Source organism: Tianweitania sp. (genome assembly GCF_032053605.1).
In the GTDB taxonomy this organism is placed as follows: Bacteria; Pseudomonadota; Alphaproteobacteria; order Rhizobiales; family Rhizobiaceae; genus Tianweitania.
This window is the reverse complement of record NZ_DAMBUH010000043.1, coordinates 1-16,418: the sequence shown is the minus strand read 5'-3', so window position 1 is coordinate 16,418 and position 16,418 is coordinate 1. Positions and strand designations below refer to the sequence as shown.

17 protein-coding genes are annotated in these 16,418 nt (G+C 62.4%); 15 read left to right on the top strand and 2 right to left on the bottom strand.

Going from position 1 to position 16,418, the window contains the following annotated elements; genetic code table 11:
* The first annotated feature begins 137 nt into the window (after window positions 1-137).
* From gph to RTX98_RS11490, 5 genes are all read left to right on the top strand, one after another.
* Window positions 138-818 carry a phosphoglycolate phosphatase gene (gene gph, locus RTX98_RS11510; protein ID WP_312796712.1) on the top strand — a complete coding sequence of 227 codons (681 nt, stop codon included), beginning with the start codon at window positions 138-140 and terminating at the stop codon, window positions 816-818.
* A 77-nt stretch (window positions 819-895) separates the two neighbouring features.
* Window positions 896-1,261: a response regulator gene (locus RTX98_RS11505; RefSeq protein ID WP_189505211.1), complete on the top strand. Its 366-nt coding sequence runs from the start codon at window positions 896-898 to the stop codon at window positions 1,259-1,261.
* 117 nt (window positions 1,262-1,378) lie between these two features.
* A complete protein-coding gene (locus tag RTX98_RS11500) occupies window positions 1,379-2,500 on the top strand; it encodes a DNA topoisomerase IB (RefSeq protein WP_312796709.1) in 1,122 nt (373 codons plus the stop codon).
* Window positions 2,501-2,618: 118 nt separating this feature from the next.
* The gene (locus RTX98_RS11495) at window positions 2,619-3,578 is read left to right on the top strand and encodes a lysylphosphatidylglycerol synthase domain-containing protein (protein ID WP_312796707.1); all 960 of its coding nucleotides are present in this window, start codon (window positions 2,619-2,621) and stop codon (window positions 3,576-3,578) included.
* 108 nt (window positions 3,579-3,686) lie between these two features.
* Entirely contained in the window at window positions 3,687-4,595 is a 909-nt protein-coding gene (locus RTX98_RS11490) for a DMT family transporter (protein WP_312796705.1), read from the top strand.
* On the opposite strand, the gene RTX98_RS11485 is transcribed toward RTX98_RS11490, so the two are convergent.
* Entirely contained in the window at window positions 4,562-5,467 is a 906-nt protein-coding gene (locus RTX98_RS11485) for a YihY/virulence factor BrkB family protein (protein ID WP_312796704.1), read from the bottom strand. The two genes, RTX98_RS11490 and RTX98_RS11485, sit on opposite strands and share 34 nt — an antisense overlap.
* Window positions 5,468-5,620: 153 nt before the next feature.
* Here RTX98_RS11485 and RTX98_RS11480 point away from each other — a divergent pair, with 153 nt between their 5' ends.
* From RTX98_RS11480 to RTX98_RS11455, 6 genes are all read left to right on the top strand, one after another.
* A complete protein-coding gene (locus tag RTX98_RS11480) occupies window positions 5,621-5,818 on the top strand; it encodes a twin transmembrane helix small protein (RefSeq protein ID WP_312796703.1) in 198 nt (65 codons plus the stop codon).
* Window positions 5,819-5,851: 33 nt separating this feature from the next.
* Window positions 5,852-6,430: a cob(I)yrinic acid a,c-diamide adenosyltransferase gene (locus RTX98_RS11475; protein ID WP_312796702.1), complete on the top strand. Its 579-nt coding sequence runs from the start codon at window positions 5,852-5,854 to the stop codon at window positions 6,428-6,430.
* A 173-nt stretch (window positions 6,431-6,603) separates the two neighbouring features.
* Window positions 6,604-7,350, top strand: a complete 747-nt coding sequence (locus RTX98_RS11470) for an electron transfer flavoprotein subunit beta/FixA family protein (protein ID WP_312796700.1) — start codon at window positions 6,604-6,606, stop codon at window positions 7,348-7,350.
* A 24-nt stretch (window positions 7,351-7,374) separates the two neighbouring features.
* The gene (locus RTX98_RS11465; protein WP_312796699.1) at window positions 7,375-8,304 is read left to right on the top strand and encodes an electron transfer flavoprotein subunit alpha/FixB family protein; all 930 of its coding nucleotides are present in this window, start codon (window positions 7,375-7,377) and stop codon (window positions 8,302-8,304) included.
* A gap of 105 nt (window positions 8,305-8,409) precedes the next feature.
* Window positions 8,410-9,285, top strand: a complete 876-nt coding sequence (locus RTX98_RS11460) for a 3-hydroxybutyryl-CoA dehydrogenase (protein WP_312796697.1) — start codon at window positions 8,410-8,412, stop codon at window positions 9,283-9,285.
* Window positions 9,286-9,466: 181 nt separating this feature from the next.
* Window positions 9,467-10,291, top strand: a complete 825-nt coding sequence (locus tag RTX98_RS11455; RefSeq protein ID WP_312796695.1) for a porin family protein — start codon at window positions 9,467-9,469, stop codon at window positions 10,289-10,291.
* A gap of 174 nt (window positions 10,292-10,465) precedes the next feature.
* Here the strand turns inward: RTX98_RS11455 and tlpA are convergent, their stop codons facing one another.
* Complete coding sequence (gene tlpA, locus RTX98_RS11450) at window positions 10,466-11,134, bottom strand: thiol:disulfide interchange protein TlpA (protein WP_312796693.1); 669 nt, start codon at window positions 11,132-11,134, stop codon at window positions 10,466-10,468.
* 28 nt (window positions 11,135-11,162) lie between these two features.
* Between tlpA and argH the strand changes: the two genes are divergently transcribed.
* The 4 genes from argH to RTX98_RS11430 all read left to right on the top strand — a co-directional run.
* Window positions 11,163-12,563, top strand: a complete 1,401-nt coding sequence (gene argH, locus RTX98_RS11445; protein ID WP_312796724.1) for an argininosuccinate lyase — start codon at window positions 11,163-11,165, stop codon at window positions 12,561-12,563.
* 44 nt (window positions 12,564-12,607) lie between these two features.
* Window positions 12,608-12,772 (top strand): hypothetical protein, encoded by a 165-nt coding sequence (locus RTX98_RS11440; protein ID WP_312796691.1) that lies wholly within the window; start codon window positions 12,608-12,610, stop codon window positions 12,770-12,772.
* 16 nt (window positions 12,773-12,788) lie between these two features.
* Complete coding sequence (lysA, locus tag RTX98_RS11435; RefSeq protein WP_312796689.1) at window positions 12,789-14,060, top strand: diaminopimelate decarboxylase; 1,272 nt, start codon at window positions 12,789-12,791, stop codon at window positions 14,058-14,060.
* Between the two features lie 123 nt (window positions 14,061-14,183).
* Window positions 14,184-16,418: TIGR02302 family protein (locus RTX98_RS11430; protein WP_416223108.1), on the top strand; the 2,235-nt coding region annotated here is incomplete at its 3' end.

Here is a 16,418-nt window from a genome sequence, read left to right as displayed (position 1 = left end):
GCACCGCTGGTTGCAAGGGCCGGCGCGCAAGTTCTGGTTGCGGGATCGGCGGTGTTCCAGCTTGGCGGCATCGAAACCTACCGGCGCAACATTCTAGCCATCCGCCAGGCAGCGGACGGCGCACATTCGGAGATCGCATGACGTCCTGGCCCAAAGCGGTGCTGTTCGATTTCGACGGCACGCTGATCGATTCCGCCCTCGATATCCACGCCGCCACCAACATGCTGCTCGCGCGCGACGGCCTTGGCCCCGTCTCGCTTGACAAGGTGAAGGCGATGATCGGCGAGGGCACGCGCAAGCTGGTTGACCGCGCTTTCACGGCGGCCGGTCGTCCGCTGAACGAGGCAGAACTTGACGACAAATACGGGCAGATGGTTCCGCTTTATGCCGCGAACTTGACCAAGCTGACCCAACTGATGCCCGGTACGGCGGACGCGCTGGCAGCCCTTCATCAGCAGGGTATCGCCATGGCGCTTGTCACCAACAAGCCGGATTTCGCCATTGCCGAGATCCTCGGCCATTTCGATCTCACGCGCTACTTCCCGGTGATCGTCGGCGGCGATTCCGGCGTGCCGCACAAGCCCGCGCCCGACATGCTGTTCCTGGCCTTGTCTAAGCTCGGCGTTGAAGCGGCGGATGCCGTGTTTGTCGGTGACAGCCCGGCGGATGCCCGCTCGGCTCAGGCGGCAGGCATGAAGCTGGTGCTGATCGAAGGCGGATATTCGCGTGAGCCGCTGGAAAGCCTTGGCGCCGATGTCGTTCTCCACGACATGAGCGATTTGAACGCAGCCTTGACCCGTCTCGCGCCGCAAGGCTGAGGCGCCAGCTACAGCTTCATCGGTCTCGCTGCGCGCGTTCAGCGAACGTCAAGCATTGGCCGCTAGGTTCCCCCGCCATGGGGAAGCTTCTGATTGTTGAAGACGACGAATCGGTGCGCATGTTTACCGCGCGTGCTCTGACCGCGTCCGGGCACACGGTGGAAACGGCGGCCGACGGCGAAGACGGGCTGGCGGCGATCATGGCCGCGCATGGCCAGTTCGACCTTGTTCTGTCGGATATTCGCATGCCCGTGATGGACGGCATCGAAATGGCGAAGCAGGCCGCCAACGCTTTTCCCGGTCTGCGTATTCTCCTGATGACCGGCTATGCCGAGCAGCGCGAGCGAGCAGCCGAGTTGGACAGCATCGTCATCGATGTCGTGTCGAAGCCCTTCACGCTCGCCGATATCCGCAACAAGGTCCGCGACGCACTATCGCGATAGGCTGGTACGCGAGTTCGCGGTGTCAGGAGCCAGCGATCACTTTCCGCGCAGGCAGGAACAAGCGCTGTTTTGTTTTAGTTACCTCTGCCAGCCACAGGGCTGTGCCGGAGTATGCGCGTGCTGGACCCCATCGAAAAACTAGACCCGATCGACGAGACGAACAGCGTTCCCGGCGAAAGTGAGACGACGGGCGACAAGCTCGAAGCCATCGTTGAAGTGCCGAAGATCCCTGGCCTGGTTTATCAGACCGACGAAGGTCCCGGCATCACGCGCATCCGTGCCGGCACCGGCTTTGGTTATCGCGATCATGACGGCAAGAAGATCACGGATATGGAGACGCGCGACCGCATCCGCATGCTGGCGATCCCGCCTGCCTGGGAAAATGTCTGGATCTCGCCCAATCCTGCCGGCCACATCCAGGCAACCGGGCGCGATGTGAAGGGCCGCAAGCAATATCGCTACCATGCCAAATGGTCCGAGCATCGCGGCGAAGAGAAATATTCCAACCTTAGCAATTTCGCCGATGCTCTGCCGGCTTTGCGCATGCAGGTGGAAAGCGATCTGCGCCGCAACGGTCTGCCCTTCGAGCGCGTCGTGGCCTCCATCGTCTGGCTGCTCGACAACACCATGATCCGCGTCGGCAATCCGGCCTATGCCCGCGACAACAAGAGCTTCGGTCTCACCACCCTGCGTGATCGCCATGTGAAGATCGAAGGCTCCAAGCTGCGTTTTGCCTTTCGCGGCAAGTCGGGCAAGGAATGGAATCTCGGTCTGGTCGACCGCCGCATGGCAAAACTCATTCGCGCCACGCAGGATCTGCCGGGACAATCCTTGTTCCAGTATCTCGATGACGAGGGCGGGCGGCATGCAATCCGTTCCGACGAGGTCAACGCCTATATCCGCGAACATACCGGCGGCGAATTTTCAGCGCGCAATTTCCGGACCTGGGGCGGCACGATCAGCGCGGCGTCCATCTTCAAGGAAACGCCGCTGCCGGAAACGCAGCGCGCCACCAAGCTTGCGCTCAACGGCGCCATCGACAAGGTCGCGGTCCGTCTCGGCAATACGCGCGCGGTTTGCCGCCGATCCTATATCCATCCCCGCGTGATCGAAGGTTGGTCGGACGGCACGCTGGAAGCCGAACTTCGGGAGGCTCGCCGCTCGTGGCGCAAGCCAGTGGAGGGGCTCGACGAGGAAGAAACCACAGTCAAGAAATGGTTGTCTGACCGGCAGGCCTGAGGCGATCAATCGCGTCCTTCAAACCATCGTTTCTTGACCCATTCTGTGTCAGGGTCCATCACGCAGGCGCAGCATGGGTGGCTGTATTCGCGGAGGATGGAAGGCTGATCGAACCGGTATGAAGCTTTCGAAATTTATCTGGCCGGTTGTCGGCATCGTCGCTGTTTTGTTTTCGATCTGGCTGCTGGTCCAGGAACTGCGTGGCCTTTCCCTCGACGAGCTGATGGAAAGCTTCGCGGCCATTCCGCTGCATCGCTGGATCCTGGCAGGCCTGTCGACCCTTGTCGCTTATATCGGCCTTGCTGGTTACGACCGCGTCGCGCTGCTGCATCTCGGGCGCAAGGGCATCTCCTTCACCTTTATCGCGCTCTGCTCCTTCACGACCTATGCCCTGTCGCACAATATCGGTGCCTCGGTGTTTTCAGGCGCCGTCGTGCGCTACCGTGCCTATGGCTCGAAGGGGTTGAGCGCGCGCGAGATCGGCATTCTGGTTGCCTTCTCGTCCTTCACCTTCGTGCTCGGCGTCATGCTCCTGTTCGGGCTGGTGCTGGTCACCCATCCGGCGATCACCGAACGCTTTGTCGGCCTTCTGCCTGTGGAAGCTTCCGCTGCGATGGGCTGGGTTTTGCTCGGGCTCGTCGCACTTTACGTGATCTTTTCCTGGCTCGGCTTGCGGCCGCTGCGCATCGGCACGTTCGAGCTGCATTATCCCCGTTTGCCGGTTGTGTCGCAGCAACTCCTGATGGCGCCGATCGAGATCCTGGCAGCGGCCGCGATCATCTATTTCGCGCTGCCGGCCGAAGGTAATCCCGGCTACTGGATCGTGCTCGGCGTGTTTCTCGTGTCGTTTTCCGCCGCGCTGATCTCGCATGCACCGGGCGGCATCGGCGTGCTCGAGCTGGTGTTCATCACCGCCTTGCCGGAGATGCGGCAGGAGGATGTGCTGGCAGCCTTGCTGGTTTTCCGGCTGTTCTACCTTCTCATCCCGTTTGTGCTTGCGCTGTTCGTAATTCTCGGCTTCGAGCGCTCGCAGTTCGGCCGAAAGGACATCGCTACGCCGCCCGTGCCGCCGAGCTGAGGGGCACCAAGCCGAAGCTCACCAAGCGCGGGTGAGCTTTGGGCCAGCGCCTATCCGAAAGGAGCAGGATTGGGTAAACAGCCAATCCCTCCTACCGGCTGTTCATCCATGCCCGCTTCGCTTTTTCGTTTCATGCCGGCGCTGTTCGTGGTGCTGTGGTCGACCGGCTTTATCGGCGCCCGCTATGCGATGCCCTATGCCGAACCGCTCGGCTTTTTGGCGATCCGCTTTGGCCTGTCTTTCGCTATTCTGCTTTGCGCCCTGCTGATCCTGCGCAAGCCGCGTTTGCCGGCGCGGATCGCCATGCATGGAGCAATCGCCGGGGCCCTGCTGCACGGCGTTTATCTCGGCTTCGTGTTCTGGGTGATCCATGAAGGCTTCCCGGCAGGGCTAACCGCCGCGATCGTCAGCCTTCAACCGGTGCTAGTGGCAATCTTTGCCGCGCTGATTTTGCGCGAGACCGTCACATGGCGGCAATGGGCGGGCATCGCGTTGGGCCTCCTTGGAACAGTGCTTGTGCTCCTGCCCAAGCTCGGCTTCACCGATCCGGGCGTGACGCCGATGACCATCGCCGGCTGCGTTCTGGCTCTGCTCGGCATCAGCGCCGGCACGCTGTGGCAGAAGCGCTTTGTCGGTCAGGCCGACCTCCTTGCCGGCACGCTGTGGCAATATCTGGGAGCGACGGTGGTGATGCTCATACCGGCTCTGCTTCTGGAAGAAGGTCGATTCACGTGGAACCCGAGCCTTGTTCTATCGCTGCTTTGGCTGGTCTTCGGCCTCTCGCTCGGCGCGATCTTTTTGCTGATGGCGATGATCAAGAACGGGGCGGTGTCGAAGGTCTCGTCCTTGTTCTACCTCGTGCCATCCGTTACCGCGCTGATGGCCTTCGTTCTGTTCGGCGAGCAGCTGGAACTCGTACAACTCGCCGGCATGGTTCTGGTGGGAGCAGGCGTGGCGCTCGCAACGCGTCAGGGTTCGACGCGTCAAGCCTCCACTCTGCGGCGCGCTTCGCGGTAGCGGCGGATGGAGGGGTTGAGTTCACCGCCCAGAATGAAGATCGCCGACAGGATATAAAGAAACACAATCGCCACCATGATCGAGGCGAGGCCGGCATAGGTAGTGGCATAGGTCGAGAAGCGGCTGAGATACGCGCCGAATACGGTTGAACCCACAAACCAGGCCGCCAGCGTAAAGGCGATGCCGGGAATGATATGAAGGAAGCGGCGCTTTCCGGCCGGCAGCCAGAAATGGATCGCCATCAGGCTGAGAATGATCACACAGCCGGCAATGATGTAGCGCCACAGGTTCAGCGTGCCGACATAATTGGGCTCGATCCAGTCCACGTTGCGCTCGGCAAAGGCCGCAACCAGCGGCGCGACCACCAGCAGAACCGAAATGACGACGATACCGATCGTGGCGATCAGCACGAACAGAAAGCTTTGCAAACGGCGGAAGATGAAGGACCGGTTTTCGCTGACCCGGTAAGCGCGGTTGAGCGAAACCCGCAGGGCCTCCACGCCGTTAGACGCAAAATACATGGCGGCGATGACGGACACCGTCAGAAAGTCGCCGCGCTGAACGGTCAGCACATTCGTTACTTCCTGCGAAATGGGTGCGGCGATGGCTTCCGGCCAGGCATCGAAAATCAGGTGGATCGCTGTATCGGAAAAAGCGCTGGCGCCGAGAAAGCTTGCAAGCGTTGCGGCAAAGATCAGGAAGGGAAACAAAGCGAGGATGGCGGACAGTGCCAGGTGGCTCGCCATCGACCAGCCATCGTCGGAATCGAAATGATTATAGGCGTCCAGCACGATACGGCGTGTCGCATTCGCGATCCGCTTGGGTCGTCCGGGCTTCCTTGGCCGGGCCGCGACGGGCGAGAATTCAAACATCGATCACCGCTTGATCATCGCGCGAATAACGGCTCCAGTTGGCCGCGGCCTAGCCACGATACGTGATTCCCTTAAAGCACGTGCCTATATAGAGCAAAGTTGCAGATAACCGCAGCACGCACGTTCCAACACCACCAGTCAAAAGAGATCATCATGGCCATTGTTTTCAACATGCTCGCCGTTCTGGTGATGGTTGCGGTTGTTGCCGTGCTTTTGCGCGGGCTGGTGGTGATGATGCGCGGCGGTTCGGGCAATACGTCGAACAAGCTGATGCAGGCGCGCGTTGGCCTCCAATTCGTCGCGCTGGTCCTCATCATGACCGCTTACTGGTTCTCGCAGCGCGGTTCCTGACCTCCCGTGTCAGCAGACTGAACAGGCAGACAAATGGTCAAGATCAACAAGATCTACACCCGCACCGGCGATGACGGCACGACCGGGCTGGCCGCCGGTCCGCGCCGCTTGAAATACGATCTGCGCGTCGAAGCCTATGGCACGGTCGATGAAGCCAATTGCTGCATCGGCATGGCGCGGCTTCATACAAGCGAGCTGCCGCTGATCGACGCGATGTTCATGCGCATGCAGAACGACTTCTTCGACCTCGGCGCCGATCTGGCCACGCCGGAAACCGGAAAAGACCTTGGCTATGAGCCGTTGCGGATTACGTCGGCGCAGGTGGCGCGGGTGGAGGCCGACATCGACCAGCTGAATGCCGCGATCAAACCTTTGAAGAGTTTCGTCCTGCCTGGCGGCTCGCCGGCCGCTGCAGCACTTCATCTTGCCCGCACGGTGACGCGGCGGGCTGAACGCATCATCGTCCAGCTGGCGGCTGACAGCCAGGAACAGGTGAGCCCGGAAGCGATCCGCTATGCTAACCGCGCGTCCGACTTCCTGTTCGTTGCCGCGCGCGCCTTGAACGACAATGGCGAAAGCGATGTCTTGTGGGTGCCCGGGCAAAATCGCTGACGGGCCCTCATCGTTGCCCGGGAGTTGTTCAAACAGCGGTTAGGGATTGACGCGCGGAGCCCTGCTGATTACGCCTTGCCGCGTCTTTTGGCGCGCATGTCGGCATTCAGCTAGCGATAAAAGCCAGCGCCTGTTACCGAACGCGCAATTCTCAACGATAGAGGTAGTTGACGATGAAAGTTCTGGTCCCGGTTAAGCGGGTTGTCGATTACAACGTCAAGATCCGCGTCAAGTCCGACGGATCGGGCGTCGAACTCGCCAATGTCAAAATGTCGATGAACCCGTTCGACGAGATCGCGGTTGAAGAAGCGATCCGCCTGAAGGAAGCCGGCAAGGCCGAAGAGATCATCGTTGTTTCGGTTGGTCCTCAGCAGGCGCAGGAAACGCTGCGCACGGCGCTCGCCATGGGCGCCGATCGTGCCATCCTGATCAAGGTGGAAGAAGCCGCCGAGCCGCTGACCGTCGCCAAGCTCTTGAAGGGCGTTGTCGATGCCGAACAGCCCGGCCTCGTGATCCTCGGCAAGCAGGCGATCGACGACGACGCCAACCAGACCGGCCAGATGCTGTCGGCACTGCTCGGCTGGAGCCAAGGAACCTTCGCATCCAAGCTCGAGATCGAAGGCGAAAGCGCCAAGGTCACGCGCGAAGTGGATGGCGGTTTGCAGGTCATCACCGTCAAGCTGCCGGCGATCATCACCACCGATCTGCGCTTGAACCAGCCGCGTTACGCCTCGCTGCCCAACATCATGAAGGCCAAGAAGAAGCCGCTCGACGAAAAGTCGGCCGCCGATCTTGGCGTCGAAGTCAAACAACGCCTCACCGTCTTGAAGACCGAAGAGCCCGGCGGCCGCAAGGCCGGCGTTAAGGTCAAGGACGTGGCGGAACTGGTTTCGTCGCTCAAGTCGGCCGGCGTTCTCTAAGTTCGGAAGAAAGGAAAAGACATAATGGCTATTCTCCTCATCGCCGAACATGACAATGCTTCGCTGTCTGACCAGACCGCCAAGGCGCTGACTGCCGCCACGCAGATCGGCGCTGATGTCGACGTGCTGGTGGCCGGCAAGGGCGCGCAGGGCGTTGCCGATGCCGCTGCCAAGCTGCAGGGCGTACGCAAGGTCCTGCTTGCCGAAGGTGACGACCTGGAACAGCGCCTGGCTGAGCCGCTCGCCGCCCTGGTGGTTTCGCTCGCCGACACCTACGACACGATCGTCGCGCCTGCGACCTCGACTGGTAAGAACGTGCTGCCGCGCGTCGCCGCCCTGCTCGATGTGATGCAGATCTCCGAGATCATCGAAGTCGTCTCCGCCGACACGTTCAAGCGTCCGATCTACGCCGGCAACGCGATCCAGACTGTGCAGTCGACCGATCAAAAGAAGGTCATCACGGTTCGCACGGCGTCCTTCACGGCGGCCGGCGAGGGTGGTTCGGCGTCCGTTGAAAACGCATCAGGTGCCGCCAATCCCGGTCTCTCGACCTTCGTGGAAAACCGCCTGTCGGAAAGCGATCGTCCGGAGCTCACTTCGGCCAAGATCATCATCTCGGGTGGTCGTGCGCTCGGTTCTTCCGAGAAGTTCGAGGAAGTCATTCTGCCGGTTGCCGACAAGCTCGGTGCTGCCATCGGCGCATCCCGCGCGGCCGTCGATGCCGGTTACGCCCCCAATGATTGGCAGGTCGGCCAGACCGGCAAGGTCGTGGCGCCCGAACTCTATATCGCCTGCGGCATTTCCGGTGCGATCCAGCATCTTGCCGGCATGAAGGACTCGAAGGTCATCGTCGCCATCAACAAGGACGAGGAAGCGCCGATCTTCCAGGTCGCCGATTACGGCCTGGTCGGCGATCTCTTCACGATCCTGCCGGAACTTGAAAAGGCGCTTTGACTTTCGTCCAAGAGATTGGGCAAAGTGATGAAGGCGGGATCCCCTCGATCCCGCCTTTTTTATCTTTCAAGCGGCGCAAAGCCGCGTGCGGCGGGGTGTTACGCAATGGCAATCGAAACCGTAGGCGTGATTGGCGCCGGGCAGATGGGAAGCGGCATCGCACAGGTTGCCGCCATCGCCGGCTACAAGGTGCGGCTCTACGACGTCTCGGCCGACCGGATCCAGGCCGGTCTCGCGACGATCAGCGGCAATCTGGCTCGCTCCGTGTCGTCCGGCAAGCTGAACGAGGCGGAACGCCATGCAGCCATCAGCCAGATCACGCCTGCCCATGCCATGGATGATCTCGCAGCCGCCGATCTGGTGATCGAGGCGGCCACGGAAGACGAAACGGTCAAGCGCAAGATCTTCGCGCAGCTTTGCCCAGTGTTGAACCCGACGGCAATCGTCGCCTCCAACACCTCGTCGATCTCGATCACCCGGCTTGCGGCGCAGACCGACCGCCCGGAACGCTTTATCGGCATTCACTTCATGAACCCGGTTCCGGCCATGAAGCTGGTGGAGCTGGTGCGCGGTATCGCGACCGAAGACGCCACTTTCGAGGCTGCCCGCGACTTCGTGTCGAAGCTCGACAAGACGGTGACCACGGCCGAGGATTTTCCGGCCTTTATCGTCAACCGCATCCTCCTGCCGATGATCAACGAGGCGATCTACACGCTTTATGAAGGCGTTGGCTCGGTTGAAGCGATCGACACCGCCATGAAGCTCGGCGCCAACCACCCGATGGGCCCGCTGCAACTGGCGGACTTCATCGGTCTCGATACCTGCCTGTCGATCATGCAGGTGCTGCATGACGGTTTGTCGGATTCCAAATACCGGCCGTGTCCGCTGCTGGTGAAATATGTCGAAGCCGGCTGGCTCGGCCGCAAGGTCGGCCGCGGCTTCTATGATTATCGCGGCGAAACGCCGGTTCCCACCCGTTAAAGCCTGATTGAGCCAAGTAAAGAGCCGCAGCTTCCCCAAAGTTGTGGCTTTTCCGCATCATGGCCCAGCTGAATCCGCCCGAACGCCCGTAAACGTGTTCGTGATGGGAAACCCGAAGCGTCTTCCTCTAGTTCTTCAAGCGCTCAGCGAAACGCGTTTAAGGATTGGGGGATTACCCGTGATGAAAAAGTTTCTACTGCTCACTTCGGTGACAATGATTGCAGCACCGGCTTTCGCGGCCGACGTTGTCATGGAAGAGCCGCCGGCACCGACGGTTGTGGAAGTTCCTGCCGCCAAGGGCTGGAGCGGTCTGTATGTGGGTGTGCAGGGTGGCTACGGTTTCGGCGACACCGACCAGATCGCCATTGATCCTTTCGCATTCCCAGGCCTCGTCACCGCCTTCACGCCGGCTGGTGCCGCACCAGGTTCGAGCTTTGCCGCCAGCGGCGACTTCGATGACGGCTTTGTCGGCGGCGCGCATATCGGCTATGACTGGCAGGTCAACAACCTCGTGTTCGGCGTGATCGGCGACGTCACCTATACCGACCTCGGCGACGAGCAGAACGCGTTCTCGCGCACGCCGGCCACCTACACGATCGAGCGCGAGCTCGACTGGATGGCAACGCTGCGCGGCCGCCTCGGCTATGCCGTCAACGACAACCTGCTGATCTACGGCACGGGCGGCGTGGCTTATGGCGAAGTCGACTTCCGCTATTCGCAGCCGGGTTCCGCCGCAGCCTTCACCACGTCGGGCGGTCAGGACAGCGATTTCGGCTATGTTGTCGGCGCCGGTGTCGAAACCAAGCTGACGCAGAACATCTCGTTCGGCCTCGAATATCTCTACACCAATCTCGGCGACAACGACTTCGAAGCCAATCTCGTCAATGGTCCGTTCGGCGGCGCCACCGGTGCAGCCGGCAGCAATCCCGGCGGCACGACGCTGCGCGGTGCGGATGACGACTTCGACTTCCACACCATCCAAGCCAAGGTGTCCTACCGCTTCTAATCGCCTGCGCGATTTGCTGAGCACAACAAGAAAGCCCGTCGGAGCGATCCGGTGGGTTTTTTGCTGTCTGGATGTAAGAGTCCGGTGAACGAAGAATCGCCGAAAATGCTCTAACTTTTTGTTTAGACGCAATTCCCGGACGCAATACCGCTCCGCACTCTTGCTGGAATTGATCTAGTCCTTGCGGGCTTCCGCAATCAGCGCGCGTGCATCGGCGCTGTTCCATTCCGCCGGGCCGTTCATGTGGGTCAGCAAACAGCCGTCCTTGTCGATCAACAGGGTGACAGGCAGGCCCAGCGCCAGCGCGCGCGATTTTAGCTCATTGAAGATGCCGAGCGAGGCATCGCGATAAGGCGCCAGCGCGGTAACACCGGTATCGGCCAGGAAGGCTTTGGGCTTGGTATCATCGCCCGTGTCGATATTGACGGCCACGACCTCAAACCCCTCGTCGCCGGCTTCCTTTTGCAGAGCGTCGAGCGCGGGCATTTCCTGGCGGCAGGGCGCGCACCAGGTTGCCCACAAGTTGAGAAGCACGGTCTTGCCCTTAAGGTCAGCCAGCGTCATGGCTTTGCCTGTGGGATCGTTGAAGGCGAGCGAGGCCAGGGATTGCGGCGGATCGGCCGGCAGCATGGCCGCGACCTCGCCCTTCGCGGCGTCACCGACGCGCTTGGCTTTGTCGGCCTTGGCTGCACAAAAGCGATCGTCGCTTGAACCGCCGGTCGCAGCGAACTTGCCAGTTTCCCCGCCGCTCACGTATACGGCAACGGCACCCGCCATGGCGCCCGCCAGCGCGGCAATCGCGATCCAGCGTTTTGCCGGAAAGAGTTTGGTGCGCTCAGTCATGACCTGTCTCCGAGGCCGCGTTACCACGATGAGCGACGAAAAGACCAGTAACGAGATGTGGGGCGGACGTTTTGCCTCGGGCCCGGCCGCGATCATGGAGGCCATCAACGCCTCGATCGGCTTCGACCAGAAGCTTTATGCGCAGGACATCCGCGGCTCGATCGCCCATAGCGAGATGCTCGCCGCGCAAGGCATCATCACGTCAGAGGACCAGGCTGCCATCGCCAAGGGTCTTCGCACCATCCAAAGCGAGATCGAATCCGGTTCCTTCCAGTTCTCGCGCCAGCTTGAAGACATCCACATGAATGTGGAATCGCGGCTGGCAACGCTCGTCGGCCCCGCCGCCGGCCGTCTCCATACCGCGCGCTCGCGCAACGATCAGGTCGCCGTCGATTTCCGCCTGTGGGTCAAGGATGAGCTTGCGCGGATCGACCATGCACTGATCAAGCTGATCGCCGCTTTCCTTGCCCGCGCCGACGAGCATGCCGCGACGGTGATGCCCGGCTTCACCCATCTGCAAACCGCCCAGCCCGTCACCTTCGGCCATCACTGCATGGCCTATGTCGAAATGTTCGGCCGCGATCTCAGCCGCGTGCGCGATGCGTCCGCGCGGCTCGATGAATCCCCGCTCGGTGCTGCAGCCCTTGCCGGCACCGGCTTTCCGATCGACCGCCACAAAACCGCGCAGGCGCTCGGCTTCCGCGAACCGACCCGCAACTCCATCGACTCGGTGTCCGACCGCGATTACGCGCTGGAATTCCTGGCGCTTGGCGCGATCTGCGCCACCCATCTGTCGCGTCTGGCGGAGGAGATCGTGATCTGGTCGACGCCGCAATTCGGCTTCATCCGTCTGTCCGACGCTTTCTCCACCGGCTCGTCGATCATGCCGCAGAAGAAGAACCCCGATGCGTCCGAGCTGACCCGCGCCAAGACCGGCCGCATCAACGGCCATCTGATCGCGCTGCTGACCGTCATGAAGGGCCTGCCGCTCGCCTATTCCAAGGACATGCAGGAAGACAAGGAAGCCGTGTTCGACGCGGCTGAAACGCTCGACCTGATGGTCGCCGCCATGACCGGCATGGTTTCGGACATGGCCATTCAGACCGACGCCATGGCACGCGCGGCCGGCTCCGGCTATTCCACCGCCACCGATCTCGCGGACTGGCTGGTGCGCACGCTGAACCTGCCGTTCCGCGAAGCCCACCATGTCACCGGCCGTGCCGTAGCGCTGGCCGAAGCCAAGAAGATCGGGCTGGAAGAGCTGGCGCTGGCCGACCTCCAGTCTATCCATGCCGGCATCACTGATGCGGTCTTCGACGTGCTGTCGGTCGAGGACTCGGTTAGGAGCCGCACCTCCTTCGGCGGCACCGCGCCCGACCAGGTGCGCAAGCAGATCGCCTACTGGAAAGAGCGTCTGGCCCAGGCTTGAGTTGATGGCGGCTTGCCAAAGTTTTCGCCGCCTTGGCTGCCGTTTTGGCGACCAGCGCCTGCGGCCGCAGGCCGGTCGAGCTGCAAACGCCGAGCCAGGCTGCCAACGAAACGAAGCGCGAGGGTGCCGGCATCGGCATCAACCAGCCGGCGGCACCGGCTGCGGCTCCGGCGCCGGAACGCCGCTTCTTCCTCGACAGCCTGATCTGACCCGGCAGCGTTCCCCGTGAATCATTTCGATTATCGCGACGGCGCGCTGTTCGCCGAAGACGTCGCCGTCGCCGAGATCGCGCAAGCGGTCGGCACGCCGTTCTACTGCTATTCCACCGCCACGCTCGAGCGGCATTACCGCGTTTTCGCCGAAGCCTTCCGCGATCTCGACGCGCTGGTCTGTTACGCCATGAAGGCGAATTCCAATCAGGCGGTGATTGCGACCCTGGCGCGGCTGGGTGCGGGCGCCGATGTCGTGTCGGAAGGCGAGCTGCGCCGCGCGCTTGCCGCCGGCATTCCGGCTGAAAAAATCGTGTTTTCCGGCGTCGGCAAGACCGCGGCCGAGATGGATTTCGCGCTGCAGGCGGGAATCCACTGCTTCAACGTCGAGTCCGAGCCCGAGCTCGAACTGCTGTCGCAACGCGCCGTCGCTGCGGGCAAGACCGCCCGCGTGTCCCTGCGCATCAATCCGGATGTCGACGCACGCACGCATAAGAAGATTTCGACCGGCAAGGCCGAGAACAAGTTCGGCATTCCGCGCCAGCGTGCGCGCGCGGTCTATGCCCGCGCCGCCGAGCTGCCGGGCCTCCTTATCGCCGGCATCGACATGCATATCGGCAGCCAGATCATCGATCTGGAACCGTTCGACGACGCCTTCCGCGTCCTTGCCGAACTGGTGGAACAGCTGCGCGCCGACGGTCATCAAATCCAACACGTCGATCTCGGCGGTGGCCTCGGCATCCCTTATCGCCGCGACAACGAACCGCCGCCGCTCCCCGATGCCTATGCTGCCATCGTGCACAAGCATGTGAAGCCGCTCGGCCTCAAGGTCATCTTCGAGCCGGGCCGCCTGATCGTCGGCAATGCTGGCATCCTCGTGTCATCCGTCATCTACCGCAAGGAAGGCGAGGCCAAGAACTTCCTGATTGTCGATGCGGCGATGAACGATCTGATCCGCCCGACGCTCTACGACGCCTTCCACGACATTCGCCCAGTGCGCGAAGCCGAACCCGATGCGCGGCGCATAAAGGCCGACATTGTCGGACCCGTTTGCGAAACCGGCGATTACCTGGGCCAAGACCGCGATCTGCCGGTACTGGAGCCGGGCGATCTGATCGCCGTTGGCACCGCCGGCGCTTATGGCGCGGTGCAGGCCGGCACCTACAACACGCGGCTCCTCGTGCCGGAAGTGCTGGTGTCCGGCGGCCAATTCGCGGTAGTCCGCGCCCGGCCGACTTATGAGGATCTTATCGGCCTCGACCGCGTGCCGGAGTGGCTGGCGTCCTGAGCCGGACAATCAGTCACATAATGGTGCGCGGCGCCGGCTTCGCCTCGCCTTCGCCGCATATGCTGCTATCGTGATCGGGACACGCGGCCGATCCCGTTATTCAGGTGGCCGCCGGAAGGACTGATGGCGTCGACACCCCTTAAGCAAGGTCCGGATACGGCCATGCCGCAGCTTAGGCGCCGGCGTGGGCTGACGGCTGCCACGATGGTGGTGGAGCGCCTATGGCCGCTCGTTCTGCCGATCCTGCTCGTTGTCGGCCTGTTTTTGGCGCTGTCCTGGTTCGGCCTGTTCCGCATGGTGCCGGATCTCGTGCGGATCGGCGCGCTGCTGGCCTTCTGTGTGGCCGCATTGGTCGCGCTTTATCCGCTGCGCTTCTTCCGCCAGCCGACCCGCACTGAGGTCGACCGGCGTATCGAAGCGTCGAACCAGCTTCTTCATGCGCCCGTGCGCACCCAGACCGACCAGCTGACCGGCTCCGACGATCCCTTCGCCAATGCGCTATGGCGCGAGCATCAGCGGCGCATGGCGGCGCAGCTCGGTACGCTGTCCGGCGATCTGCCGAACACGCGCGTGCCCGAGCGCGACCCTTGGGGTCTGCGTGCTGTGGTCGCCCTTTTGCTAGTGATCGCCTTCGCCTTTTCCGCCGGTCCTTATGGCGGCCAGCTGTTTGATGCGTTCCAAAGCCGACCCGGCGCCGAGCCTGTTCCGCCGCGCATCGATGCCTGGGTCACGCCGCCTGCTTATACGGCCAAGGCGCCGATCTTCCTGACTGCGGACGCCAACCGCGCGCAAACCGCTTTCACCGTTCCGGCCGGTAGCCAGGTTTCCGTGCGCGTCACCGGGGGCAGCGGCGAAGAAGCGCTGGTCTACACCGATGTCGACGGCAAGACCCGCCAGATCGAGCCCGGCGGCGAAGCCAAAACGGCGCCGGACGCGGCATCTGCGCCAGCCCCCGCCACCCCGCCCGAAACGAATGGAACCCTTCAGTTCATTGCCAAGCTGGTGACGGAAGGCGAGCTTGTCTTGAGCCAAAGCGGCGACGATCTCGGCCGCTGGCAATTCGCCGTCACGCCCGACAATCCGCCAGTGATCCGCTTTTCGGACGAGCCGAAGCAGGCTGCCAATGGCAGTCTGGAGCTTTCCTACGAGCTTGAGGACGATTACGGCATCGCGTCCGCGCAGGCCGTCATCGCACCGGCCGAACCGCCGGAAAAAACCGCGCATCCTCTTTATGGCGCGCCGGAAATGCCGCTGTCTCTGCCGCGTCGCGGCGACAAGGCGCGCAAGACCGTTAGGGATCTGACCCAGCACCCATGGGCCGGCACGGAGGTCGATGTCACGCTCAAGGCTGTCGACGGCGCCAACCAAGAAGGCTTTTCGGAGCCTAAGCCCATGCGCCTGCCCGAGCGCCGCTTCAACAATCCGATCGCGCGCGCCTTGATCGAGCAGCGCCGCATCCTCGCCATGGACGCCGCCAACCGCCCGGCCGTGCTGGAACTCATGGACGCGATCACGCTGCGGCCGGAAGACACGTTCGAAGTCCTATCGAACTATCTCGGCATCATGTCGGCTCGCACGCGCTTGCAGATGGCGCGCGACGATGACCAGCTTCGCGATGTCGTCGATTACCTCTGGGACATGGCGCTCACCATCGAGGACGGCGCGCTGTCTTCGGCTGAAAAGCGCTTGAAGCAGGCGCAGCAGGCCTTGAAGGACGCGCTGGAAAAGGGCGCCAGCGACGAGGAAATCGAGCAGCGCATGGCCGAGCTGCGCGAAGCCATGAACGAGTTCCTCAAGGAGTTCGCCCAGCGCGCGCAGCCCAATCCGAACGCGACCATGCCTTCGGACATGCAGGCACTCAGCCAGCGCGATCTCGACCGCATGATGGACCAGATCGAGGATCTCGCGAAATCCGGCCAGAAGGATGCCGCACAGCAGATGCTGTCGCAGCTCGAGCAGATGATGAACAATCTGCAGGCCGGCCGTCCCGGTCAGCAGCAGCAGCAGGGCGGGCAGCAGCAGAACGCCATGCGCCAGCAGATGGACAAGCTCGGCGAAATCATGCGCCGCCAGCAGGAGATGATGAACGAGACCTTCCGTCTCGACCAGATGCAGCGCGGGCAACAAGGTCAGCAGGGCCAGGAAGGCCAAGAGGGCCAAGAGGGCCAGCAGGGACAACGCGGTCAACAAGGCCAGCGCGGTCAACAGGGTCAAGGTGGTCAGCGCGGCGAGGGTGGCCAGGGCGGGCAGGGCCAGCCGATGTCGCCGCAGGACTATGCGGATGCCCTGCAACAACTGCAGGAAGGTCAGGCGCAGTTGCAACAGGAGTTGCAGCAGCTGCAGGAAAGCCTACGCGTC

Bases quoted from the DNA above. Each gene is read 5' to 3' on its own strand.
- gph (WP_312796712.1), top strand. From the start codon at position 138: ATGACGTCCTGGCCCAAAGCGGTGCTGTTCGATTTCGACGGCACGCTG.
- RTX98_RS11505 (WP_189505211.1), top strand. From the start codon at position 896: ATGGGGAAGCTTCTGATTGTTGAAGACGACGAATCGGTGCGCATGTTT.
- RTX98_RS11495 (WP_312796707.1), top strand. From the start codon at position 2,619: ATGAAGCTTTCGAAATTTATCTGGCCGGTTGTCGGCATCGTCGCTGTT.
- RTX98_RS11490 (WP_312796705.1), top strand. From the start codon at position 3,687: ATGCCCGCTTCGCTTTTTCGTTTCATGCCGGCGCTGTTCGTGGTGCTG.
- RTX98_RS11485 (WP_312796704.1), bottom strand. From the start codon at position 5,467: ATGTTTGAATTCTCGCCCGTCGCGGCCCGGCCAAGGAAGCCCGGACGA.
- RTX98_RS11480 (WP_312796703.1), top strand. From the start codon at position 5,621: ATGGCCATTGTTTTCAACATGCTCGCCGTTCTGGTGATGGTTGCGGTT.
- RTX98_RS11475 (WP_312796702.1), top strand. From the start codon at position 5,852: ATGGTCAAGATCAACAAGATCTACACCCGCACCGGCGATGACGGCACG.
- RTX98_RS11470 (WP_312796700.1), top strand. From the start codon at position 6,604: ATGAAAGTTCTGGTCCCGGTTAAGCGGGTTGTCGATTACAACGTCAAG.
- RTX98_RS11465 (WP_312796699.1), top strand. From the start codon at position 7,375: ATGGCTATTCTCCTCATCGCCGAACATGACAATGCTTCGCTGTCTGAC.
- RTX98_RS11460 (WP_312796697.1), top strand. From the start codon at position 8,410: ATGGCAATCGAAACCGTAGGCGTGATTGGCGCCGGGCAGATGGGAAGC.
- RTX98_RS11455 (WP_312796695.1), top strand. From the start codon at position 9,467: ATGAAAAAGTTTCTACTGCTCACTTCGGTGACAATGATTGCAGCACCG.
- tlpA (WP_312796693.1), bottom strand. From the start codon at position 11,134: ATGACTGAGCGCACCAAACTCTTTCCGGCAAAACGCTGGATCGCGATT.
- argH (WP_312796724.1), top strand. From the start codon at position 11,163: ATGAGCGACGAAAAGACCAGTAACGAGATGTGGGGCGGACGTTTTGCC.